The following is a 22137-nucleotide window of genomic DNA, read 5'->3' as shown; positions in this document are numbered from 1 at the left end:
ATCTCCTAAATGACTAAGACGTTTTGAGAAAGCATGACGGAATCCAGTTCTGTCATCGAGTTGATGCTAATTTTTTTCCCAAGTAAATCAGCAAATTTATTCATACCTTTACATAATTCATCGGCTGAAACATCATCTTTTTCTAATAGTTGAAATAGGTCATTACTCTCTTGATCTAATTGTGCAACCTTTGATGCAAATAATTCTTTTAAACCGATTTCATACTGTCGTGCTATTGCAGAAGCGGCAGCGCATTGAATTTCGATTAACCTTCGTCGTTCTGCTGATTCTTCTGCCTCTTTTAAGGCATTAAAAAATCCATAATACAAGGAATTAGTAATTGCATAACCTACCATGCTACCAATCAAGCCACCTAATACAGGAATAGGAATTGCTATTTGTCCAAGCATAGTGCATGCGCTCGTCGAGAGCATACCTGCGGCAGTTGCCCCCATTTCCTTTGCTAGTTCAGTACCAGTTATTTCATTTTTTGCAAAACGAGTCGCGGATTTACCGACTGCTAAACAGACGGAGACAATAGTTCCAGGTAATCCAGTTGCAGAAAGTTGGCGTAATACAGTACGTTCTGATTGCTGCATATAGCTTTTAATCGCAGATCCTGCAAATGCTGAACCATAACCAACTCCTGCTGAAATTAAAGTACTCTTTGCCGTATCAACTACTGCAGCACCTAATTTTTTATCTCCGGTCCATACGGCAATTACGTTACTTACAGCCGAAATAGAGCCTCCAAGCGCAGCACCCAATTTTGCCCCTTCTAGACCTGCTTGATGACTTACCTTAGCTATGTCTTTTATTGTCTCAAAGTTTGGATTAAGGCGATATCTTACAGCTTCTTCGGTTGTTAAACCTGAGTCTGCAATTTTATGTTCTAGCTGTCTGTAATTTTCAGCCTGTTTTTCAAATTTATCTGCTAATGGTAAGTTACCTTTCTCACGTAATGCTTGAGCTTGCTCTTTTAGATTATTCGCTTGTTCGCGGCAGGTAGCTTTCATCATTTCTACTTGCTCAGTAGGAACTTCTACCCGGTCTACAGCCAAATATCGTGAATAATCGTTTTTCCCTCCACCTTCTCCTCGAGCAATTTTTTTCAATAATTCATCAGGATGACTAACAAACTTCATTTGAGCAGTTGATAGTTCTTTGCCATCAAGTAGCTCTACAATATCCACTGTTGTATTGTTTTTGCCGTATTTTGCTAAATCTTCACTACGTACAAAGCGGTTTGCTTTGCCATCAATGATTGCTTGTGCATTTCTTTTTGAGACACTACTAATTTCTGCCGAAAAACCAGCTTGTTGTTTAATATTCCTTTCAACATCATTTGGATTTATTTTGTAATTGTTAATATCCAATAAACTTCGGTCAAATTTTTGACCAGTTTGCGCATCAATACCGCGTAAACCTTTTAGGAATTCTGCTCCTGCATCTCCATAACGACTTACAGTTTCAAATATGCCACCAGAAATGGCTGTATTGGTAATATCTAACGTACTTTTGGTCATTAATTTTCCCTCGACCAGGAATTGAATCAGCCTAAAAAAGCTGGGAATATTTTAAATTTTTCATTCTTTGTTTTTAAATTTGAGAAGCATGTTCTCTACATGACTAGTAAATATAACATACAATTACATGGATTGGGGATAGCTTCTTGTTTATTCTGAAAGGAATAATTAGGCAGAGCTAACTCGTTGTAAAATAAAGGCAGAGCATCTCTATTTTATCGTTAGTATAATTTCTGCATTAAGTCATTAATTGCTTTACCGCTTAAGATATGTACTGACGCAAACATAAAAAAACCTGCTACCCATATGAGTAGCAGGGCCTTATATATCATTATTCAAAAAGAATAAAAACTAACCGAGCTCACTAATCAAATTAGGATGCTTATCTAAAAGTTTCAGTAAAGCTCCTGCTGCCCCACTTGGTTTACGCGTACCTTGTTCCCAAGATTTAAGGGTACTAGAAGAAATGCCCAACGCTGCAGCAAATTTTTCTTGAGATAAACCAGTTTTTTGACGTGTCTGAACTGTAGAAAGAGCTTCTACTGATGTACACCGGGCAAACTTACCTTGCCTTAATTCATTTAAAGATTGCTTCAAGCTATCTTGAATTTGAACTGCATCTGGATCATCATCAATAACGGCCTGTACGATTTCAGAAATATTCCAATTTTCAGGAGTCATGTCTCTGTCCTTTCAAACTTTTCAATTCAGACGGCTTTAAATTCTCTTTGTCATTCTTTGCATAAATATCCAAACAGACAATCAACCCATCTACCAAGATGTTGAAGTAAATGACCCGATAGCCACCACTTTTCCCACTACCTTGTCGAGCTACACGAATTTTCCGTAAACCACCGCCATTAGGAATAACATCTCCTGCATACGGATTTTGAGAAAGCTGGGCAAAGAAAAATAGACGTTCGTCTTCTTTTAAAAGTTTAGCAGCTTTGTTTTTAAATGTTTCAGTTTCAGCGATGGTATACATCATTTTTCTCTATACTAGAAATGTAACACATAGTATTACCTTAAAACAACTGATTAGCTAGTTATTAAATATAAAAATACTTAATCCAACAATAATTTATCGTATTTCCTGCACTAATCACTAACCCTTTCTATCAAATTGTCTTATCCAGTTACTGTACCATTCCATCATTTCATGGCGTTGATCCAAGTATTCTGTACGATGATATGCCCGACGTATCTTATTGGCTTCAACGTGAGCCAATTGTCGTTCAACTATATCAGCATCAAATCCATTTTCATTTAATACATCTGTTGCAAGAGATCGAAATCCATGGGGAACTGCTTTTCCCTTATAGCCCATCCGAGCCATAATATAGCTGATAGTATTTTCGCTAATTGGCTTCATACTGTCCCATGCTCCGAAAAATAAATAAGGACTTCTTCCGGTAATCTCCTTCAATTCTAAAAGTAATTCGATTGCCCAATTAGACAGAGGCACAATATGAGGTCTACGCATTTTCATCTTTTCGGCTGGAATGTGCCATTCTCGCCTATCAAAATTGATTTCTTCCCATTTTGCAAAACGTAATTCATTAGGGCGCACAAACCAGATAATCTGTAATTTCATTGCAATACGTAGATATTCAGCTATCTGCATTTCTCCTAGCTTCTGAAAGAATCCAGGTAACTCACTTTGAGGTAACGCTAACCTGTGAACCTCTTTTTTTCTACGAATTACGCCTGTAAGAGGTAGAGCAGGATTAATCTTGATCAAACCTGTTTGTATAGCATAGTTGAAAACACATTTAATTCTCTGTAATACACGAATGGCCGTATCATTGACATCTCGTGCTTCAACGGCTTTAATAACTAACAACAATCTAGGCGTTTCAATCAAAGTAATGTCTTCATTGCCAATTTCAGGCAGTACATCAACCTCTAAAGAGTGCCAAACTGTTCTAGCATGTTTAGGTGTCCATCTCGTTGCTTCAGCTTCCCACCACTCCTTAGCCGCTTGAAAAAAGGTGGTGCGTTTTTCCATATCCTCCTCAGCTTGATTTTTAAGAGCAGGGTCTTGTCCCTCTCTCAAACTCTTGCGCAGTAATTCACGTTCTGCACGAGCTTCTTTCAGAGAAATATCAGGATATTTCCCAATAGCCAAAGTTTTCTGCTTTTTATTGAAGCGATAGTTAAATCGCCAGTATTTGCTGCCGTTTGGATGCAGCAAAAGTACTAGGCCTTGACCATCTGATAGTTTTTTAATGGTGGTTGGAGTTTCAGCGTGTCGAATTCTCGCTTCTGAAAGTGCGTTCATTTCTATACCTTTCTGATTTCGTGTTGGTACAAAAATGGTAGCAAAGGAAATGTACCAACAAATGTACCAACAGCAGTTTTGGACTCTAGCAGACACTGCTAGACAAAATTGAATGGTGGAAATAATCGCAAAAATACAACAGATTGAAATTAATGGGCTTTTTGGACTTTATTGGACAATATAGACATGAAAAAAGACCGCTATACAAGCGGTCTTTTTAGTATGTGGTTGCGGGAGCAGGATTCGAACCTACGACCTTCGGGTTATGAGCCCGACGAGCTACCATGCTGCTCCATCCCGCGTCAGAAGTTGTAACTATACGGAAAGACGGAATCGCTGTCAAGCGTTTTTGACAGAAAATGCGAAAAACGCCGCTTTACAAAAAACCGTCCGCATGGTTTAATTTTTCGTTAATAAAGAAACAGGGGTGCTGCTTTCAAACCGAGCGGCTGAGAAATACCCTTTACACCCGAACAGGATAATACCTGCGTGGGGAGTTTCGGCAAATGTGTTTTTAGACGGTTGATTGAAGATATCCACAAGGCCGTCTGAAAAAAAGCAATGCTCCTGTTTCCATTTCATAACCGAAAAACAGGAGCAATTTTTTATGACTACCGCTAAAAAAACCGGCGATGAGGCGCGCCGTCTTTCCGACTTGAGCGAAGACATCGGCATCCGCTTCCAATATCCCAATTCCAACCGCGTCTATATCCCGGGCAGCCGCGCCGACATCCGCGTGCCTTTACGCGAAATCCGTCAAGACGACACCTACACAGCACAAGGTACGGAAACCAATCCACCGATTCCGGTGTACGACACCAGCGGCGCATACGGCGATCCGGCGGCACACATCGACTTGAAACAAGGTTTGCCGCACGTCCGCACTGCATGGCTGGACGAACGCGGCGATACCGAAATCCTGCCCAAGCTTTCCAGCGAATACGGCACTGAACGCGCGCACGATCCGAAAACCGCCCATCTGCGTTTCAACCAAATTACCCACCCGCGCCGCGCCAAAGCAGGCCGCAACGTAACCCAGCTTCACTACGCCCGCCAAGGCATCATTACGCCGGAAATGGAGTTTGTCGCCATACGCGAACGCATGAAGCTGGACGAGCTTTTCAGACGGCCTGAATACGCCAAGCTCTTGAAACAACACGCAGGGCAAAGTTTCGGCGCGAATATCCCGACCCATCCCGACCAAATCACGCCCGAATTCGTGTGTCAAGAAATCGCCGCCGGACGCGCGATCATCCCTGCCAACATCAACCATCCCGAACTCGAACCGATGATTATCGGCCGCAACTTCCGCGTCAAAATCAACGGCAACTTGGGCAACTCCGCCGTAACCTCCAGCCTGACCGAAGAAGTCGAAAAAATGGTGTGGTCGCTGCGTTGGGGCGCGGACACGATTATGGATTTGTCTACCGGCGCACATATCCACGAAACACGCGAATGGATTATCCGCAACGCGCCCGTCCCCATCGGTACTGTGCCTATTTACCAAGCTTTGGAAAAAACCGGCGGCATCGCCGAAGACCTGACTTGGGATTTGGTGCGCGACACCTTAATCGAGCAGGCAGAACAAGGCGTGGACTATTTCACCCTGCACGCAGGCGTATTGCTACGCTATGTGCCAATGACGGCCGATCGCCTCACAGGCATCGTATCGCGCGGCGGCTCTATCATGGCGAAATGGTGCCTCGCCCATCATCAGGAAAACTTCCTCTACACACATTTCGACGAAATCTGCGAAATCATGAAAGCCTACGACGTATCATTCAGCCTCGGCGACGGTCTGCGCCCCGGCTGCATTGCCGATGCCAACGACGAATCCCAATTCGCCGAGCTGCACACTTTGGGCGAATTGACTGCCAAAGCGTGGAAACACGACGTACAAGTCATGATCGAAGGCCCGGGCCATGTACCGTTGCAACGCGTGAAAGAAAACATGACCGAAGAGTTGCAACACTGCTTTGAAGCGCCTTTCTACACACTCGGCCCACTCGTTACCGACATCGCCCCCGGCTACGACCACATCACCTCGGGCATAGGCGCGACCAATATCGGCTGGTACGGCACAGCCATGCTCTGCTACGTTACCCCGAAAGAGCATCTCGGCCTGCCCGACAAAGAAGACGTGCGCACCGGCATCATCACCTACAAGCTCGCCGCCCATGCCGCCGACCTCGCCAAAGGCTGGCCGGGCGCACAGTTGCGCGACAACGCCTTAAGCAAAGCGCGTTTCGAGTTCCGCTGGCGCGACCAATTCCGCCTCAGCCTCGACCCCGAACGCGCCGAGAGCTTCCACGACGAAACCCTGCCTGCCGAAGGCGCGAAAATCGCCCACTTCTGCTCAATGTGCGGTCCCAAATTCTGCTCGATGAAAATCACGCAGGAAGTGCGCGACTACGCCGACAAGCAAAAAGCCCAACGGCAGGGCATGGAAGAAAAAGCGATTGAGTTCGTCAAAAAAGGAGCGAAGCTTTACAGTTAAAACGTAAAGCAAGAAAAGGCCGTCTGAAAATGTTTCAGACGGCCTTTTTAGTGAATAGCCTTTAAGCCAAAGCAATACGCACTACGGCCGCTTATTTTTCCACCCTGCGGAAATGGTGCGGACGGAAGCCGAGCGCGACGAGGGAAACGAAGTAGAGGCCGCCGCCCAAGGCAATCAGGACGCAGAGTTGGCCTGCTTTTTTAAAGCCGCCGACGTGTACCCATTCAAACGGCAGATAATATTGCGCCAGCCACAAACCGCCGCCCATGACGACCAAAGAGATGACCATTTTAACCAAAAACGCTGCCCAACATTTACCGGGGCGGTAGATGCCGTGTTTGCGCAAAAGGAAAAACAGCAAACCTGCATTCAGACACGCGCCCAAACCGATAGCAAGGGACAGACCGACGTGTTTGAGCGGCGAAATGAAAGCGAGGTTCATCAACTGTGTGCAAATCAGCGTGAAAATAGCGACCTTAACGGGGGTTTTGATGTTTTGGCGCGCGTAGAAGCCGGGTGCCAATACTTTAATCATAATCAGCCCGATCAAGCCAAAGGAATAAGCAATGAGCGCGTGTTGGGTCATTTGCGCGTCGTGCAGCGTAAATTCACGGTACATGAACAAGGTCGTAACCAACGGGAAAGACAACACGGCAAGGCCGACGGCGGCAGGTAGGGTCAGCAGCATGCACAGGCGCAAACCCCAGTCGAGCAGACCGGAAAATTGCTCGGTATCCTGACTGGCAGCGTGTTTGGACAAGGTAGGCAATAAGATTGTACCGAGTGCCACGCCCAAAACACCGGTTGGCAATTCCATCAGTCGGTCGGCGTAATACATCCATGACACGCTGCCGGACTGCAAAAACGAGGCAAAAATGGTGTTGATAACCAAGGAAATCTGCGCCACGCTCACGCCCAAAATAGCCGGCGCCATCTGTTTCATTACGCGGTTGACCGCTGCGTCTTTAAAGCTGAGTTTGGGCATTTTCAAGAAACCCAGTTTCGCCAACCAAGGCAGTTGGAACACCAGCTGCAACACGCCGCCGACAAATACCGCCCACGCCAAAGCCATAACAGGCGGATCAAAATACGGCACGAAGAACAGGGAAAAGACGATAAAGGAGATGTTCAAAAAAGTCGGCGTAAAGGCGGGAATGCCGAATTTATGATAGGAATTGAGTATTGAGCCGACAAAAGACGACAAAGAAATCAAAAAAATATAAGGAAACGTCACCCGCAGCAAGTCGATGGAGAGCTGAAACTTATCGGCTTCTTTGGCAAAACCGGGCGCAGAAACATAAATCACCCACGGCGCGGCAAGTATGCCCAGCGCAGTAACGATGACCAGCACAAACGACAGCATGCCGGCCACATGACGCACAAACGCCTGCGTGGCTTCGGGCGAGCGGGTTTCTTTGTATTCCGCCAAAATCGGTACGAAGGCTTGGGCAAATGCGCCCTCTGCAAACACTCGCCGCAGCAGGTTGGGCAGTTTAAACGCGACAAAAAACGCATCCGTCGCCATGCCTGCACCAAACGCACGGGCGATAATCGTATCGCGCACAAAGCCTAAAATGCGCGACACCATCGTCAGGCTGCCAACCTTGGCCAATGCTCCCAATAAATTCATGTATTTTCCTTACTTGTCTTTCAGGCCGTCTGAAAATCCGGCTTCTTCCAATACTGCCGCCGCAGCCAATGCCGCCGTATCTTTTTTCAACAGCAGATGCAAGGCGTGAAAATCCTGTTCCAACGCGGCCACGGCTTCAGGGCGGTCATACCAGTCTGCCACGGCCTGTGCCAGTTTTTCAGGGACGGCATCGTGTTGCAGCAGCTCGGGAACGGCGGCTTTACCCAACAGAATATTGGGCAAACCGACATGCGGCACTTTGATTTTGTTTTTCACATACGCATAAGTTAGCGGCGAAATTTTGTAGCTGATAACCATAGGCCGCTTGCACAAGGCCACTTCCAAAGTCGCCGTACCACTGGTGACCAATACCACGTCGGCAGCGGCGCAAACCGTATCCGACTGCTTGTCGGTCAGCGTGATGGGAAGGGCTGCGAACTCAGGCTGCGCCAAAATTTCACTAATGCGTTTGCGCGTTGCGGCCGTCGCCACAGGCAGCAAAAACTGTGCCTTCGGATAACGTTTCAGCAGCAATAAGGCCGTCTGAAAAAACACCGCCGCCATGTAATCGATTTCGCTCACGCGGCTGCCGGGCAAGATGGCAAACACGGGCACGTCCGCAGGTACGCCCAGCTTCTGCCGTGCCGCCGCCCTATCCGCTTCCACCGGCATGGTTTGCGCCATCGGATGGCCGACAAACTCAGCCTTGCCGCCGGCATCGATATATAGCTGCGGTTCCATCGGAAATAGGCACAACACGCGGTTGACCTGATGTACGATTTTATTGACCCGTTCGCGCCGCCACGCCCAAACCGACGGGCTGACATAATGAATGGTATGAATGCCTGCCTGCTTGAGTTTTTCGGCCACGCCGAGATTAAAGTCCGGCGCATCGATGCCGATAAACACATCCGGCTTGAGGCGGAGCAAATCGTTCACCAGCCCTTTGCGGATTTTCAAAATCTGCGGCAGGCGTTTGATGACCTCAACAAAACCGCGCACCGCCAGCTTTTCCTGATCGTACAAACTCTCAAAACCCTCCGCCTTCATGCGCTCGCCGCCGATGCCGGTAAACCACGCATTCGGGCAACGCGCCTTAATGGCACGGATTAAATGTGCGCCGAGCAAGTCGCCGGAAGCTTCGCCGACGCTGATGGCGATAAGGGGGGAAGGATTGGAGTTCATATTGTTGAGGTTCGGAAGCTAAAAGATTTTGGGGCGGTCATTTGCCCAACCGTTTTCAGACGGCATCGACAGCAAACGGGCAGAAACCTGCCCTACTACGCGGATTTTTGCAATCCAAAGGCCGTCTGAAAAAGTTTCAGACGGCCTTCAATCCATCAATCAACGGATAATGCCGCGTGTGGATTGTGCAAAAAAGTCTTTAAATACCGCCAATTCGCTTTGGGTTTCGGCGCGTTTCAGAATCTCTGTCTTAGCTTCTTCAAACGGAATGCCGCGATGGTAAATGGTTTTATACGCATCTTTGACGGAGGCAATCTGTTCGGCAGTGAAACCGTTGCGGCGCATACCTTCGCTGTTGAGGCCGGCCGGTTCGGCGCGGTAGCCTGCAGCCATAAAGTACGGCGGTACGTCTTTGTGTACGCCGGCGGCAAACGCGGTCATGGCGTAGTCACCGATTTGGCAGAATTGGAACACCAGCGTGTAGCCGCCCAAGACGACGTAGTCGCCGATGGTAACGTGACCTGCAAGTGAGGCGTTGTTGGCGAAGATGGTATGGTTGCCGACCACGCAGTCATGGGCGAGGTGGCAGTAGGCCATAATCCAGTTGTCGTCGCCGATACGGGTTTCGCCGATGCCGGTAACCGTACCGAGGTTGAACGTCGTAAATTCGCGGATGGTGTTGCCGTTGCCGATAATCAGCTTGGTCGGCTCGTCGCGGTATTTTTTGTCCTGCGGAATTTCGCCGAGGCTGGCAAATTGGAAAATGCGGTTGTTTTCACCGATGGTCGTATGACCGTTGATGACGACGTGCGGGCCGATTTCGGTATTCGCGCCGATTTGCACATTGGGGCCGATGATGCTGTATGGGCCGACTTTGACGCTGGAGTCAAGTTCGGCTTTAGGGTCGATGACGGCGGTCGGATGGATAAGGGTCATGCTGTCTCCTTGCTGTCTGATACAGGTATTGCCTGCAAGATGCCGTCTGAACTTTCAGACGGCCTGTCCCATTCTTACACCACGCGTTTGGCGCACATAATCACGGCTTCAACGGCAACTTGGCCGTCGACTTTGGCAACGGCGTTAAATTTGCCGATACCGCGTTTGTTGGTCAGCAGCTCGACTTCAAAAACCAGTTGGTCGCCGGGGATGACTTGGCGTTTGAAACGGGCGTCGTCAATACCGGCGAAGAAGAAGAATTCGTTTTCTTTGCGGCCGCCTTCGCTGAGGATGGCGAGTGTGCCGCACGCTTGCGCCATGGCTTCGATAATCAGCACGCCGGGCATCACGGGCAGGTCGGGAAAGTGGCCTTGGAACTGCGGCTCGTTCATGGTGACGTTTTTAATCGCAGTCAGGGTTTTCATCGGTTCGAACGCAGTAATGCGGTCGAGTTGCAAAAACGGATAACGGTGTGGGATAAGTTTTTGAATGTCTTTGGCTTCAATCGGGAGTTGTACGTCCATGATGTTCGTCTTTCCTTGTTTGTATTGGGTTTAAACGTATTCGGATGCGGGGGCGCGGACTGTTTGCGCCGCCTTTAGGCTTCGTCGCTGTCGGCAAGCTGTTTCTCCAGCGTTTTGAGGCGTTTGTTCATTTCGCTCAAACGGTGGATATAAACGGCATTGCGCGCCCAGTCTTTGTAGCCCGACATCGGGAAAATACCGGCCAGATGCTGGCCGCTTTCGGTAATGCTGTGGGTAACGGATGTACCGCCGCCGATGGTGGTTTTATCGGCGATTTCGATGTGTCCGACCGTGCCGACGCCGCCGCCGATAATACAATAATTGCCGATGGTGACGCTGCCGGAAATACCGGTCTTGGCGGCGATAACGGTGTGCGAACCGATTTTGCAGTTGTGGCCGATTTGGACTTGGTTGTCGATTTTGGTGCCGTTGCCGACGGTCGTATCGCTCATTGCGCCGCGGTCGATATTGGTGTTCGAACCGATTTCCACATCATCGCCCAGCGTGACTGCGCCGGTTTGCGGGATTTTAAACCATGAATCTCCGGCGAAGGCCAAGCCGAAACCGTCCGCACCGATGACTGCGCCGCTGTGGATTTCGACACGGTTGCCCAAAGTACAGCCGTAATAGATGACGGAGTTGGGATGCAACACGACTTCATCGCCCAACGTGCAATCGTGTTGGACAACGGCATTGGCCAAAATACGGCAGCCCTCGCCCAATACGGCATTCGCTCCGATATAGGCATTCGCGCCGATTTCGCAGCTTGCCGGTACTTTGGCACTTGCCTCGACAACGGCGGTCGGATGTACGCCGCCCTGTGCTTTGACAATCGGCGAGAACAATCGTGCCACTTTGGCAAAATAAAGATAAGGGTCGGCAGCCACAATCAGGTTGCGGCCTGCAAATTCGTCTGCGGCTTTCGGCGACACAATCACTGCGCCTGCTTGGCTGTCGTGTACTTCGGCTTTGTATTTCGGATTGGCCAAAAAGCTGATGTGTTCCGTCTGCGCCTGATCCAACGGGCGGACGGCGGTAATGGCGATGTCTTCGCCTTTCCATTCGCCGCCGAGCTGGGAAACGATTTGGGACAGGGTGTATGCTTGTGAAGTCATGATAATCTGCCGTCAAGATGTCAGGCCGTCTGAAAGTTGCCGATTTGGGTTTCAGACGGCCTTAGGTTTGTCTGTATGGTCACATTCGCTGCCGAGCAGGGTCAGTGAGCGTTTAGGGCTTTGATAACGCTGTCGGTAATGTCGTAACGGCCGTTGACGTAAATCACGTCCTGCAAGATGAAGTCGTAACCTTCGCGCTTGGCCAAATCGACGATGACGCGGTTGGCATTTTGCTGGAGCGCGGCGAATTCTTCATTGCGGCGCAGGTTGTAGTCTTCTGCCAACTCAGCCTGCTGCTTGCGGAATTTCTGTACCAGATTACGCCACTTTTGGGTTTCCGCTTCCCTTTGGCTGTCGCTGAGCTTGTCGCCGCTCAGTTTTCGCTCCAAAGCCTCGCCTTCCTGTTGCAACTTTTGCAAGGCGGTTTGACGGCTTTTGAACTCTTTTTCCAAAGTCATCTGAATGCTTTGCGCCTGCTTGGATTCCTGATAAACGCGCTCGGTATTGATAAAACCGATTTTCTGCACTCCATCCGCCGCCGCTTGCGGCAACAGCACGAAACCCGGCAGGGCTACGGTGAGGACACGGAGGGTGTCGGCTATTTTACTCATGATAAAAATCCTTGCTTGAAAACAAACGGGCGGTTTGCAATAAGCTTGCCGCCAATCTGCCATGAGGCCGTCTGAAACGGACAAACCCGGTTTCAGACGGCCTAAACATCATCAGAATGTCGTACCGAGTTGGAATTGGAAGCGTTGGATTTCGTCGCCTTCTTTTTTCTTAATCGGATAAGCATAACTGAACTTCATCGGACCCAGCGGAGAGAGCCAAGTCACGGCAGCACCGGCAGAGTAACGCAATTCGTTTTTGAATGTCGATTTGTGCGTTGTGCCTACGCCATACACGTTTTGGAGCGCGCCGTTGGTGTAATAAGAATTGCTGCTGCTGTCGTTGTAAGTTTTGTCATCCCACACGCTGCCCGCATCGGCAAACAGGCTCAGACGGACGGTACGCGAATCTTTAATGCCCGGCATTGGGAAGAGCAACTCTGCGGAAACGTTGGCTTTTTTGTTACCGCCGTAGCTGATTTTCTCGCCGTATTCGTCATAGACTTTCGGGCCCAGCGTACCGCTTTCAAAACCGCGGACGGAGCCTAAGCCGCCGCCGTAGAAGTTTTCAAAGAACGGCATGGTTTTGGTTTTGCCGTAGCCGTTGCCATAACCGACTTCGCCACCCAGCATCAGCGTGAAATCTTTGCTCAATGGGAAGAACCAAGTTTGGTTGTGGGTCAAGGTGTAGTATTGCAGGTCGCTGCCCGGCAAGGCGATTTCGCCGTTTACGCCGGTCAGGTAACCGCGGGTCGGCCACAAGGCATTGTCGGTTTTGTTGCGGCCCCAGCCGATGGTACCTTTGTACAACCAGCCTTTGAAGTTACCCACGCCGCTGCCGTCGCCTTTACCGTATTGGTTGATAAAGTCAGCATAGCGTTTAGGCGCGCCTTTGTAGGTATTCACGGTCAGACGCTCTGCGGCCAAACCGAAGTTTACACGGTCATATTCGGTAACCGGAATACCGATACGCAAACCGCCGCCGAAAGTTGTAGTTTTATATTGTTTCGCGCTGGAAGAAGCTTTACGCGGGTCGTAAGACTTGCCGTAAAGGTCGTAGCCCAAGCTTACGCCGTCAGGTGTGAAGTATGGGTCGGTAAACGACAACGAGCCGTTTACTGTGGTTTTACTGCGGGAAGCGCGCAGGGCAACGGATTTACCCGTACCGAACAGGTTGTCTTGAGCCACGCCGGCAGACATCACCAAACCGGTATCCTGAACCCAACCTGCGCTCAAGTCGAGCGAGCCGGTAGAACGTTCGGTCAGGCTCATGTTCAGGTCAACTTGGTCAGGGGTATTGGCCACAGGAACCGCATCAAATTGAACGTTGTCGAAGTAGCCCAACAACTCAACGCGCTCTTTAGAACGTTGCAGTTTGGCAGAGTCGTAAGGCGCCGATTCCATTTGGCGCAACTCGCGGCGAATGACTTCGTCACGGGTTTTGTTGTTGCCGGTAATGTTGATTTCGTTCACATAGATTTTGCGGCCCGGCTGAACGGTCAGCACAAAATCAACGGTATGCGTTTCGGCATTGGGAATCGGTTGGACATTGATTTCGCTGAATGCGTAACCTGCCTGACCCATGCGGTTTTGGATGGCTTCGAGCGAATTGGACATTTGCGCGCGCTCGTACCATTTGCCCGGCTTCATGGTCAGCAGTTTTTCCAAATCTTCTTTCGGCACTTCCAGCGTATCGCCTTCGATGCGTACATTGCCCCAACGGAAGCGGTCGCCTTCGCTGACGGTTACTTTAATGGTTTGCTTAGTTTTGTCTTCGTTGGTTTGGATGTCGGTATCCAAAATGCGGAAGTTGAAGTAGCCGTTGTTTTGGTAGTAATTGGTGATTTTTTCCATGTCCTGAGCAAATTTTTGCTCATTGAACTGATTGCTCTTAGTGATCCAAGTCCACATACCACCTTCGCTCAGGGACATTTGTTTCAGCAGGCGGCGGTCGGAATAAACTTCGTTGCCTTCAAAGGAAATATCGGTAATCTTGGTAGATTTGCCCTCTTCGATGGCAATATCGATAGATACGCGGTTACGGGCGAGTTTGGTTACAGTCGGAGTGATTTGGACAGACTGTTTGCCACGGCTCAAATACTCTTCTTTCAAACCGGCAACGGCTTGGTTCAGCGTTGCTTGGTTGAAGTATTGGGATTGCGCCAAACCGAAGGCTTCAAGGTTTTTCTTGATGGCATCGTTTTGCAGCATTTTCGCGCCGGTAATATTGAGCGAGCTGATGGTTGGACGCTCAATCACGGTCAGCAGGACTTGATTGTCCATGGTTTCGACGCGTACGTCGTCAAAGAAACCGGTTGCGTAGAGTTTTTTGATGATTTCTTCACTGCGCGCATCATTGAAATTATCACCGACTTTAACGGGCAGGTAGTTGAAGACGGTACTCGGCTCGGTGCGCTGCAGGCCTTCGACGCGGATGTCCTGAATGGTAAAGTCAGCCAATGCCAGTGGAGACAGGCTCAATACCATTAAAGCGGAAGCAATCTGGTTCAGTTTCATAAATTATCCAAACAAACGGTTGATGTCATTAAAGAAAGCCACAGCCATCATCAAAAGCATGGCTGCCAGTCCGAAGCGCAGGCCGACTGCCTGTATGCGCTCGCTCAAAGGCTTTCCGCGTATCCATTCGGCGGTATAAAAAACCAAATGTCCGCCGTCTAAAACGGGGATGGGCAAAAGGTTCAACACGCCTAAGCTGATGCTGACCAAGGCCAGAAATTCGAGGTAGCTCTGCAATCCGAGTTTGGCGGATTGTCCGGCGACATCGGCAATGGTCAGGGGGCCGGAAATATGGTTCAAAGAGGCATTGCCCGTAACCAGTTTTCCGAAAAATTTGAGGGTCGTCCACGAATAGTTGACGGTTTTGTTCCAACCCAATTCAAAGGCTTGGGCAACGGAAGGTGTATAACGGTAGCGGATGGTCTTATCCCACTCTTTATCCGCCTGGGCAGCAAGCCCGGCTCTACCCACCAGCACGCCTGCTGACTGCTCGACGCTGTCCGGCCGGATAGCGGTCGCCAGTATTTTACCGTCACGCTCGTAAGTCAGCTCGATTCGTTTGCCGGGGCTGGCGCGGAAGAGTTCCGTCCATGCTTGCCAGCTTTCGATGGGCTTCCCATCAGCAGTCAGCAGTTTGTCGTTTTCCTTCAAACCTGCTTTTTCGGCGGGACTTTTGGCCAAGACTTTACCGATGCGGTTAGTAATTCTAAAAGGCAAAAGGCCGATGTTGCCTTGGTTTTTCGCAACTTTACCTGCTTCAGGCGTGCCGGCGGCATCAATTATGCGGATGGCTTGGGTATTTGAGGCCGTCTGAACAGCAACTTTTACAGGACCGGCTTCAAGGTTCAACACCATCTCGGTTTGTGCATCGCTCCAGTCTTTAACGGCGATTCCGTTGACCGATACAATCTTATCACCCGCCTGAAAACCTGCTTTGGCGGCAATACTGGCAGGTTCGACCATGCCGACATAGGGGCGCAACTCGGTCACGCCGAAGGAAAAGCTCAAACCGTAAAGCAAAACGGCCAAAATCAAATTAGTCAAAGGACCGGCAGCGACAATGGCGATGCGCCTGGCCGGATGCTGCTTGTCAAAGGCGTAGGGCAAATCTGCTTCTGCCACCTCGCCTTCGCGCGTATCGACCATTTTAACGTAACCGCCCAGCGGAATCGGGGCAAGACACCACTCGGTATCGCCGCGTTTTCGGGTGAAAAAGGGCTTACCGAAGCCGACGGAAAAGCGCACGACTTTAACGCCGCACCAGCGGGCAACAATATAGTGTCCGAACTCATGCAGGCTGACCAAAATCAGAATGGCGACGATAAAGGCTAAAAAGGTTTGCAAAAAAATCCCCTGTATGGAATGTGATGATCAACGGATAAGGCCGTCTGAAAACCGATTATAAAGGCAGTTGTTCCATTTTGTCTGCCTAAATGCCAAGCGGTTGACGTTTCAGACGGCCTGTCATTGAAACTTTATTGTTTGCCGATAAAGGCTTCTGCCTGTCTGCGTGTTTGCGCGTCTTGCGCCAGCAGGCCTTCGATATCGTAACGGCCGTCTGAAAAATCTTGTGCAAGGCAGTGGGCAACGACTTTGGCAATATCGGTAAACTTGATGCGTTTATCTAAAAAAGCGGCCACGGCAACTTCGTTGGCGGCGTTCAACACACAAGGCGCGGCGCCGCCTGCATTCATTGCCTGATAGGCAAGTTTCAGACATGGGAAACGGTCAAAGTCAGGCTTTTGGAAGGTCAATGCGGACAATGCGCCGAAATCCAGCTCGCCCACGCCGGAGTCGATACGTTCGGGCAGGCCCAAACAATAAGCAATCGGCGTACGCATATCGGGATTACCCAACTGCGCCAATACCGAACCATCGCGATAACGCACCATGCTGTGTATCACGGATTGCGGATGAATGACGACTTCCAGTTTTTCCGTCGGACAGTTAAACAGCCAATGCGCCTCAATCAACTCCAAGCCCTTATTCATCATTGACGCGGAATCGACGGAAATTTTGCGACCCATGCTCCAATTCGGATGTTTGACCGCCTGCTCGGGCGTAATGCTGTCAAATGTACTTAAATCGGTGTTAAGGAAGGGGCCGCCTGATGCGGTCAGAATAATCGAATTGATACCGTGCTCATTCAGACGGCCTGTGTAATCCCTTGGCAATACTTGGAAGATGGCGTTGTGTTCGCTGTCAATCGGCAAGACGGTGGCGCCGTTTTGACGGGCGGTTTCCATAAACAATGCGCCGGAAACCACCAGTGTTTCTTTGTTTGCCAGATAAATGGTTTTGCCTTTTTGAGCGGCAGCCAAAGCCGACGGCAAGCCAGCCGCGCCGACAATGGCACACATCACGCCGCTGACTTCATCGGCAGAGGCGACATCAATCAAGGCTTGAGAACCATATAAAACCTGCGTATTGATGCCTTCTTGTTTGAGTTTCTTTTCCAACTCGGCCGCATGGTCAGCATCGCCGACAACGGCATATTCCGGGCGGAACTGTTTGCATTGTGCCACCAGCTTGTCCACCTGCCTATGCCCTGCCAGCGCGAACACGCGGAATTTTTCGGGATGGCGGGAAACAACGTCTAAAGTGCTTTCGCCTATGCTGCCGGTGCTGCCTAATATGGTCAGAACTTGTTGTGTCATGGTGTGTTCTTTGTGTGCTGTGCAAACGGTATTCATTGTGTTTGAAATAAATTTCTTTGCCGTTTCCAATTTTCAGACGGCCTTTTGCCTCCCAGCTGAAAAGGCCGTCTGAAAGAATTACTCAATGCCGTATTCGATGGTAACAACCAGTCGGACTTGTTTGCCGACGGTGCTTTTATCGTAAGAACCGCCGTACTCGTCGTCCTCGCTGCTGCCGGTGTCGGCATAGATGTTGAACGAGCCTTGCGAAGCAGAACGCATGGCACCCACTTTGCCGCCGCCGGTTTTGGCAAATTCGGCCGCGCGTTTCTGCGCATCCTCAGTCGCCTGCGTAATCAAATCGCGTTTGATGGTTTCCAAATTGCCCAACAAATATTGCGGATTGTCGAAGCGGATAAATTCGTTTTGCGCACGGAAATTCAAAATGGCACGCTGGGCGGCTTGGATTTTGTCCAATTTTTTGGTGTTGACCACAATATTGAGGTCGCCATCGTAGCCGTTGGGCGTGCGGGTTACGTTGCCTAATTCGTCGCGGGTTTCATTGAAGACGCGCGACACTTCAGGCAGACCCACTTTCATTTCAGCCGCCGTAAAGCCTTGCTCACCCAAAAACTTAGACAGCTTCTTGCGTCTTGCCGTCAGTAAATCCAAAACTTCCTGATAGCTCTCGCCGTGCGCGTTCACGCCCGTATTCCACGTTGCGCTGTCGGATTGGAAGTTTTTCTCCGCCAAACCTTTTACGGTAATCGTCCCCGGCTGACGCAGATTCTTAAACTGCACGCCCAAAATAAACGCTGCAGCCATCAATCCGAGTGCCAACAATACGCCCAAGATCGATAAAGATGAAATCTGTTTTTGTTCGGACATAATCAGCTCCCCCAACCATATGAGACAGGCGGTTTAAAACAAATATACAAAGGTGGCATAAATGCTGATAACGGCAATCAGGCTGTCCACACGGTCGAACACGCCGCCGTGTCCCGGCAGCAGATTACTGCTGTCTTTGATACCGGTCGCACGTTTGAGCCAGCTTTCCAGCAAATCGCCGCACACGCTGACAACGGTCAGAATCAAGCCGATCAAAATCGTTTTGAACCAACCGGCTTCAAAAGCCAGCCAACCGGCTTTCCATACGATGGTCATGTACACGGCAACGCATAATGCGCCGCCGATCGCACCCTCCCAGCTTTTACCCGGACTGATGGTCGGCGCAATTTTGCGCTTGCCAAACGATTTGCCGCAGAAATATGCACCAATATCGGCCACCCACACCAAACCCATAATCGCCAATAAAGACAGCGCGTCTTCAGGCTGAGGGCGCAGGTAAACCAGTGCGAACCAAAACGGCATCACCAACAACCAACCGACTGTGTAAGCCTGCCAGCCGCCGTTTAACTTCCATTTTGCTTTCAGCCACCAAGGCATGACAATCAGCCAAAACGCCAATACGACATACCAAACCAAATCAGGCAACTGCCAACCGCCGGCATAGGCAATCACGCCGAACACCAGCGTTGAAGCCAAATAATGGTTGATTTTCAGCTTGTCCAAGCCACTCATGCGGGCATATTCCCACAAAGTCAGCATGGCAATCAGGCCGCAAAACGCAGCCCACAGCCACATAGGTGCATAAAACAGCATACCCAGCATCAGCGGCAAAAGCCACAGCGCCGTTAAAATTCGTTGTTTCAACATAGTTCTCAACCCCGTTGCTGCTCAACCGGCAGCTGTTCGGAAGTCCGCCCGAAGCGGCGCTCCCGTTTTTGGAACGAAACAATCGCCTCGTTCAACGATTTCTCATTAAAATCAGGCCACAGCGTATCCGTAAAATACAATTCCGCATACGCCATCTGCCACAGCAGGAAATTACTGATGCGCGTCTCGCCACCGGTTCGGATAAACAAATCCGGCTCGGGTGCATCGCCCAACATCAAATAACGCGACAACGCCTCTTCCGTAATCTCAGTTGCACCCTCGGCAATCAACTGATTTGCCGCATGCAAAATATCCCAGCGGCCGCCATAATCGGCGGCAATGCTCAAAGTCAAACCGGTATTGTTTGCCGTCAACGCTTCTGCCGCCTCAATCCCCTTCAGGATTTCAGCATTAAACCGCTCACGGCTGCCGATGACTCTCAAGCGCATATTGTTATCGTGCAAACGGCGCACCTGCTTTTGCAAAGCCTGCAAAAACAGCCCCATCAGAAAAGAAACCTCTTCCTCGGGGCGTCGCCAGTTTTCAGTCGAAAAAGCAAACACGGTCAAATACCGCACACCCAATTCAGCACAATGCTTCACCATGTTCTCCAGCGCATCCAAGCCGCGCTTATGCCCCATCACACGGGGAAGAAAACGCTTCTTTGCCCAACGTCCGTTGCCGTCCATAATCACAGCAATATGTCGGGGGATGGCAGAGTGTTCCAAAATCGTCTGCGTACTGCTTTTCATGTCTGCCTTTCAGGGAGCAAACCGTCCAAAGGCCGTCTGAACGGTTTGCACACAGGATTAAATCGCCATCAAATCTTCTTCTTTGGCAGCCAAGAGCTTGTCTGCCTCAGCAATGTATTTGTCGGTCAACTTCTGAACCGCTTCCTCGCCACGGCGTGCTTCATCTTCAGAAATCTCTTTGTCTTTCAACAGTTTTTTGATGTGGTCGTTTGCATCACGGCGCACATTGCGGATAGACACACGACCCTCTTCTGCCTCGCTGCGTACCACTTTGATCAGATCCTTACGGCGTTCCTCAGTCAACATAGGCATTGGAACACGGATCAAATCACCGACAGAAGCAGGGTTCAGGCCCAAGTTGGAATCACGGATCGCTTTCTCAACTTTTGAAGCCATATTGCTCTCGAAAGGTTTCACACCGATCGTACGCGCATCCAAAAGCGTCACGTTCGCCACTTGGCTCACAGGTACCATGCTGCCCCAGTATTCCACTTCCACTTGGTCGAGCAGGCCGGTATGCGCACGGCCGGTACGTACTTTAGCCAAATTGTCTTTCAATACTTCCAGAGAACGCTGCATTTTGCCTTCAGCTGTCTTTTGAATATCATTAATCATCTTAATACTTTCAATTTCATAGGAATAAAACAGAATTAACCGAGAATAGTACCGTTAAACCGCCCCCACGACAAGGCTTTACGCCCCAACAGCCTTGTTTTCTAACCGATATTTAACATCAAACAAAATAAAGGCCGTCTGAAAATCTTTCAGACGACCTTTATTGTTTCAAGCAACTACATCAACTCGGCCTTTTGGCTTAATTTATTTACCAACTGACCCAAACTGAAATCTCCCTATCATTTTCAATCGAAATCTAATCTTAATAACTCAAAAGCTCACAGTTGTACTCTTGGTAATTAAAGTTAACTTGCCCTCGACATCTACCATCACTATCGGAAACCTTCTCTCTAAAGTAATGAAGTTCGCAAGGTAGATCCAATATAACAACCTGCCTTCCCATGCAAATTTTCACATTTAGTTTGCAAAATTTGTATAAAAACTGTATTACGTTATAATTGGTTTTATTCGAATACGTTATTTAATTCACCTGAAAACAAACAGATAAATGCAAATTAACTGGAGAATATCTATGAACAAATTACTCATCCTATGCTCAGCATTAGCGCTTTCTGCCTGTGTTGTACCACATCCCTATACTTCAACCGAATATCAAAAATATAAACAAAGTGATTTGAAAGTACCAAATCAACCTTATCCTATACGTTTAGAGGGAGAGTTCGAGCGTAATGGTAAATCTTTCCCTAAAGTAAATCCGGCTCTAACAAAAGCTGCCAAAATTGCACTAAACGGAACAAAGATTGTAACAGTAGACCCGCAAGCCCAAAACAGCCTGAAAATCCATGCCAACAATATCGCCAATATTGGTGGTGCAGTAGGTAACGGTATAAAAACAGGTCTGACTTTCGGATTAGCAGGCAGTACAGTTCAGGATTACTATCAATTCTACTGTAGCTACTCAGATGGCAAAAAAGAATTAAACCGTTCCGAATTTAATCACGCTATTGTGACTACTATTGGTTTAACCTCCACACCCAAAGAGCTGACTCCCCATAGTAATCTGGATCAGGCATTTATCTCTGTAACTAAAGATATTGTTGTTAATTGCTTAGGTGACTTGCAAAACAAAGGTTTCTTGTTACCAGAAACAGCCAATACCCATACCGGCAGTAACTGAAATTTCTGAAGATGTTGCCAAAGCTGCCATTATGAAACTGAATATGGCAACTCCAGGTCAATGTTCCAAAGCTCATCCCTAAAACAATCCTTACTTGATATAAAAAGGCCGTCTGAAAATCTTTCAGACGGCCTTTTCCTAATTCAAATCCTACTCTCTATTTCTCTCATTCCAAAAGTAACGCCATACAAAGCATGGGAAAGCAAAAATCAGGTAGAGGCAGACAACGGTCGCGTAAAACTCCCAATCTTGGGCATGTACGGCACCAGCTCGCGATTCGAGGATATAGGCGAGGATCGCGGTAAGAAGGAAACCTGCCAGCAATTCGATCAAGTGATGGCCGATATGTTTGCGTTTCAGGGCGACGATGCCGAAGAATTTGGTGGTAATAAATGGTGCGTTGGCAAAGATAAGTGCCAACAACAAAAGAATGTACATGGATGCGGTCATGATGGTCTTTC

The 22137-nt window shown here is 49.0% G+C and carries 20 protein-coding genes, 1 tRNA gene and 1 riboswitch; of the genes, 2 read left to right on the top strand and 19 right to left on the bottom strand.

The features are described from left to right. Positions 1 to 5: 5 nt before the first annotated feature. The 5 genes from ACTHSA_RS08350 to ACTHSA_RS08330 form a co-directional block, all read right to left on the bottom strand. On the bottom strand, positions 6 to 1526 hold the full coding sequence (locus tag ACTHSA_RS08350; RefSeq protein WP_070587907.1) for a hypothetical protein: 1521 nt from the start codon (positions 1524 to 1526) through the stop codon (positions 6 to 8). Between the two features lie 351 nt (positions 1527 to 1877). Continuing rightward, positions 1878 to 2207 carry a helix-turn-helix domain-containing protein gene (locus tag ACTHSA_RS08345; protein ID WP_070587904.1) on the bottom strand — a complete coding sequence of 110 codons (330 nt, stop codon included), beginning with the start codon at positions 2205 to 2207 and terminating at the stop codon, positions 1878 to 1880. Further along, positions 2197 to 2514: a type II toxin-antitoxin system RelE/ParE family toxin gene (locus ACTHSA_RS08340; protein WP_249967830.1), complete on the bottom strand. Its 318-nt coding sequence runs from the start codon at positions 2512 to 2514 to the stop codon at positions 2197 to 2199. Before ACTHSA_RS08340 ends, ACTHSA_RS08345 begins: the two co-directional genes overlap by 11 nt. A 117-nt stretch (positions 2515 to 2631) precedes the next feature. After that, positions 2632 to 3807 (bottom strand): tyrosine-type recombinase/integrase, encoded by a 1176-nt coding sequence (locus tag ACTHSA_RS08335; protein ID WP_070587902.1) that lies wholly within the window; start codon positions 3805 to 3807, stop codon positions 2632 to 2634. Positions 3808 to 4032: 225 nt separating this feature from the next. Further along, positions 4033 to 4109 (bottom strand) — tRNA-Met (locus ACTHSA_RS08330). 111 nt (positions 4110 to 4220) lie between these two features. Continuing rightward, positions 4221 to 4320: riboswitch (TPP riboswitch) on the top strand. A 94-nt stretch (positions 4321 to 4414) separates the two neighbouring features. On the opposite strand from ACTHSA_RS08330, the gene thiC reads away from it, so the two are divergent. Next, a complete protein-coding gene (gene thiC / locus ACTHSA_RS08325; RefSeq protein WP_049344950.1) occupies positions 4415 to 6304 on the top strand; it encodes a phosphomethylpyrimidine synthase ThiC in 1890 nt (629 codons plus the stop codon). A gap of 91 nt (positions 6305 to 6395) precedes the next feature. Here the strand turns inward: thiC and murJ are convergent, their stop codons facing one another. From murJ to frr, 13 genes are all read right to left on the bottom strand, one after another. Further along, positions 6396 to 7934, bottom strand: coding sequence for a murein biosynthesis integral membrane protein MurJ (murJ, locus tag ACTHSA_RS08320; protein ID WP_004519114.1), 1539 nt, complete (start codon positions 7932 to 7934; stop codon positions 6396 to 6398). Positions 7935 to 7943: 9 nt separating this feature from the next. Beyond that, entirely contained in the window at positions 7944 to 9119 is a 1176-nt protein-coding gene (gene lpxB, locus ACTHSA_RS08315; protein ID WP_070624929.1) for a lipid-A-disaccharide synthase, read from the bottom strand. 159 nt (positions 9120 to 9278) lie between these two features. Next, positions 9279 to 10055, bottom strand: a complete 777-nt coding sequence (gene lpxA / locus ACTHSA_RS08310) for an acyl-ACP--UDP-N-acetylglucosamine O-acyltransferase (protein ID WP_049332967.1) — start codon at positions 10053 to 10055, stop codon at positions 9279 to 9281. Between the two features lie 74 nt (positions 10056 to 10129). Beyond that, the gene (gene fabZ, locus ACTHSA_RS08305; RefSeq protein WP_003681704.1) at positions 10130 to 10579 is read right to left on the bottom strand and encodes a 3-hydroxyacyl-ACP dehydratase FabZ; all 450 of its coding nucleotides are present in this window, start codon (positions 10577 to 10579) and stop codon (positions 10130 to 10132) included. A gap of 74 nt (positions 10580 to 10653) precedes the next feature. Beyond that, positions 10654 to 11694 (bottom strand): UDP-3-O-(3-hydroxymyristoyl)glucosamine N-acyltransferase, encoded by a 1041-nt coding sequence (lpxD, locus tag ACTHSA_RS08300; RefSeq protein WP_070624927.1) that lies wholly within the window; start codon positions 11692 to 11694, stop codon positions 10654 to 10656. Between the two features lie 101 nt (positions 11695 to 11795). Next, positions 11796 to 12305, bottom strand: a complete 510-nt coding sequence (locus ACTHSA_RS08295; RefSeq protein ID WP_070624925.1) for an OmpH family outer membrane protein — start codon at positions 12303 to 12305, stop codon at positions 11796 to 11798. Between the two features lie 111 nt (positions 12306 to 12416). Then, on the bottom strand, positions 12417 to 14819 hold the full coding sequence (gene bamA, locus ACTHSA_RS08290) for an outer membrane protein assembly factor BamA (RefSeq protein ID WP_070587898.1): 2403 nt from the start codon (positions 14817 to 14819) through the stop codon (positions 12417 to 12419). A 3-nt stretch (positions 14820 to 14822) separates the two neighbouring features. Continuing rightward, the gene (gene rseP / locus ACTHSA_RS08285; protein WP_004519122.1) at positions 14823 to 16163 is read right to left on the bottom strand and encodes an RIP metalloprotease RseP; all 1341 of its coding nucleotides are present in this window, start codon (positions 16161 to 16163) and stop codon (positions 14823 to 14825) included. 131 nt (positions 16164 to 16294) lie between these two features. Continuing rightward, complete coding sequence (gene ispC / locus ACTHSA_RS08280) at positions 16295 to 17476, bottom strand: 1-deoxy-D-xylulose-5-phosphate reductoisomerase (RefSeq protein ID WP_440367715.1); 1182 nt, start codon at positions 17474 to 17476, stop codon at positions 16295 to 16297. A 117-nt stretch (positions 17477 to 17593) separates the two neighbouring features. Next, positions 17594 to 18343, bottom strand: a complete 750-nt coding sequence (locus ACTHSA_RS08275) for an SIMPL domain-containing protein (protein WP_003747899.1) — start codon at positions 18341 to 18343, stop codon at positions 17594 to 17596. Between the two features lie 33 nt (positions 18344 to 18376). Beyond that, complete coding sequence (locus tag ACTHSA_RS08270; RefSeq protein ID WP_049335758.1) at positions 18377 to 19171, bottom strand: phosphatidate cytidylyltransferase; 795 nt, start codon at positions 19169 to 19171, stop codon at positions 18377 to 18379. Positions 19172 to 19176: 5 nt separating this feature from the next. Next, positions 19177 to 19923: an isoprenyl transferase gene (locus ACTHSA_RS08265; RefSeq protein WP_004519126.1), complete on the bottom strand. Its 747-nt coding sequence runs from the start codon at positions 19921 to 19923 to the stop codon at positions 19177 to 19179. A 57-nt stretch (positions 19924 to 19980) separates the two neighbouring features. Continuing rightward, positions 19981 to 20538, bottom strand: a complete 558-nt coding sequence (frr, locus tag ACTHSA_RS08260) for a ribosome recycling factor (RefSeq protein ID WP_004519127.1) — start codon at positions 20536 to 20538, stop codon at positions 19981 to 19983. 532 nt (positions 20539 to 21070) lie between these two features. Between frr and ACTHSA_RS08255 the strand changes: the two genes are divergently transcribed. Continuing rightward, positions 21071 to 21676 (top strand): hypothetical protein, encoded by a 606-nt coding sequence (locus ACTHSA_RS08255; protein ID WP_224783379.1) that lies wholly within the window; start codon positions 21071 to 21073, stop codon positions 21674 to 21676. Positions 21677 to 21826: 150 nt separating this feature from the next. Here the strand turns inward: ACTHSA_RS08255 and ACTHSA_RS08250 are convergent, their stop codons facing one another. After that, positions 21827 to 22126, bottom strand: coding sequence for a DUF2818 family protein (locus tag ACTHSA_RS08250; protein WP_039861891.1), 300 nt, complete (start codon positions 22124 to 22126; stop codon positions 21827 to 21829). Between the last annotated feature and the right edge of the window lie 11 nt (positions 22127 to 22137).

Source organism: Neisseria sp. P0008.S002, from assembly GCF_051962805.1.
Taxonomy (GTDB): Bacteria; Pseudomonadota; Gammaproteobacteria; order Burkholderiales; family Neisseriaceae; genus Neisseria; species Neisseria perflava.
The sequence above is the reverse complement of the archived record's forward strand: the minus strand, read 5'-3'. Positions and strand labels throughout refer to the sequence as shown.

Coding starts and splice junctions, on each gene's coding strand:
- ACTHSA_RS08350 (WP_070587907.1), bottom strand. CDS start 1,526: ATGACCAAAAGTACGTTAGATATTACCAATACAGCCATTTCTGGTGGC.
- ACTHSA_RS08345 (WP_070587904.1), bottom strand. CDS start 2,207: ATGACTCCTGAAAATTGGAATATTTCTGAAATCGTACAGGCCGTTATT.
- ACTHSA_RS08340 (WP_249967830.1), bottom strand. CDS start 2,514: ATGATGTATACCATCGCTGAAACTGAAACATTTAAAAACAAAGCTGCT.
- ACTHSA_RS08335 (WP_070587902.1), bottom strand. CDS start 3,807: ATGAACGCACTTTCAGAAGCGAGAATTCGACACGCTGAAACTCCAACC.
- thiC (WP_049344950.1), top strand. CDS start 4,415: ATGACTACCGCTAAAAAAACCGGCGATGAGGCGCGCCGTCTTTCCGAC.
- murJ (WP_004519114.1), bottom strand. CDS start 7,934: ATGAATTTATTGGGAGCATTGGCCAAGGTTGGCAGCCTGACGATGGTG.
- lpxB (WP_070624929.1), bottom strand. CDS start 9,119: ATGAACTCCAATCCTTCCCCCCTTATCGCCATCAGCGTCGGCGAAGCT.
- lpxA (WP_049332967.1), bottom strand. CDS start 10,055: ATGACCCTTATCCATCCGACCGCCGTCATCGACCCTAAAGCCGAACTT.
- fabZ (WP_003681704.1), bottom strand. CDS start 10,579: ATGGACGTACAACTCCCGATTGAAGCCAAAGACATTCAAAAACTTATC.
- lpxD (WP_070624927.1), bottom strand. CDS start 11,694: ATGACTTCACAAGCATACACCCTGTCCCAAATCGTTTCCCAGCTCGGC.
- ACTHSA_RS08295 (WP_070624925.1), bottom strand. CDS start 12,305: ATGAGTAAAATAGCCGACACCCTCCGTGTCCTCACCGTAGCCCTGCCG.
- bamA (WP_070587898.1), bottom strand. CDS start 14,819: ATGAAACTGAACCAGATTGCTTCCGCTTTAATGGTATTGAGCCTGTCT.
- ispC (WP_440367715.1), bottom strand. CDS start 17,476: ATGACACAACAAGTTCTGACCATATTAGGCAGCACCGGCAGCATAGGC.
- ACTHSA_RS08275 (WP_003747899.1), bottom strand. CDS start 18,343: ATGTCCGAACAAAAACAGATTTCATCTTTATCGATCTTGGGCGTATTG.
- ACTHSA_RS08270 (WP_049335758.1), bottom strand. CDS start 19,171: ATGTTGAAACAACGAATTTTAACGGCGCTGTGGCTTTTGCCGCTGATG.
- ACTHSA_RS08265 (WP_004519126.1), bottom strand. CDS start 19,923: ATGAAAAGCAGTACGCAGACGATTTTGGAACACTCTGCCATCCCCCGA.
- frr (WP_004519127.1), bottom strand. CDS start 20,538: ATGATTAATGATATTCAAAAGACAGCTGAAGGCAAAATGCAGCGTTCT.
- ACTHSA_RS08255 (WP_224783379.1), top strand. CDS start 21,071: ATGAACAAATTACTCATCCTATGCTCAGCATTAGCGCTTTCTGCCTGT.
- ACTHSA_RS08250 (WP_039861891.1), bottom strand. CDS start 22,126: ATGACCGCATCCATGTACATTCTTTTGTTGTTGGCACTTATCTTTGCC.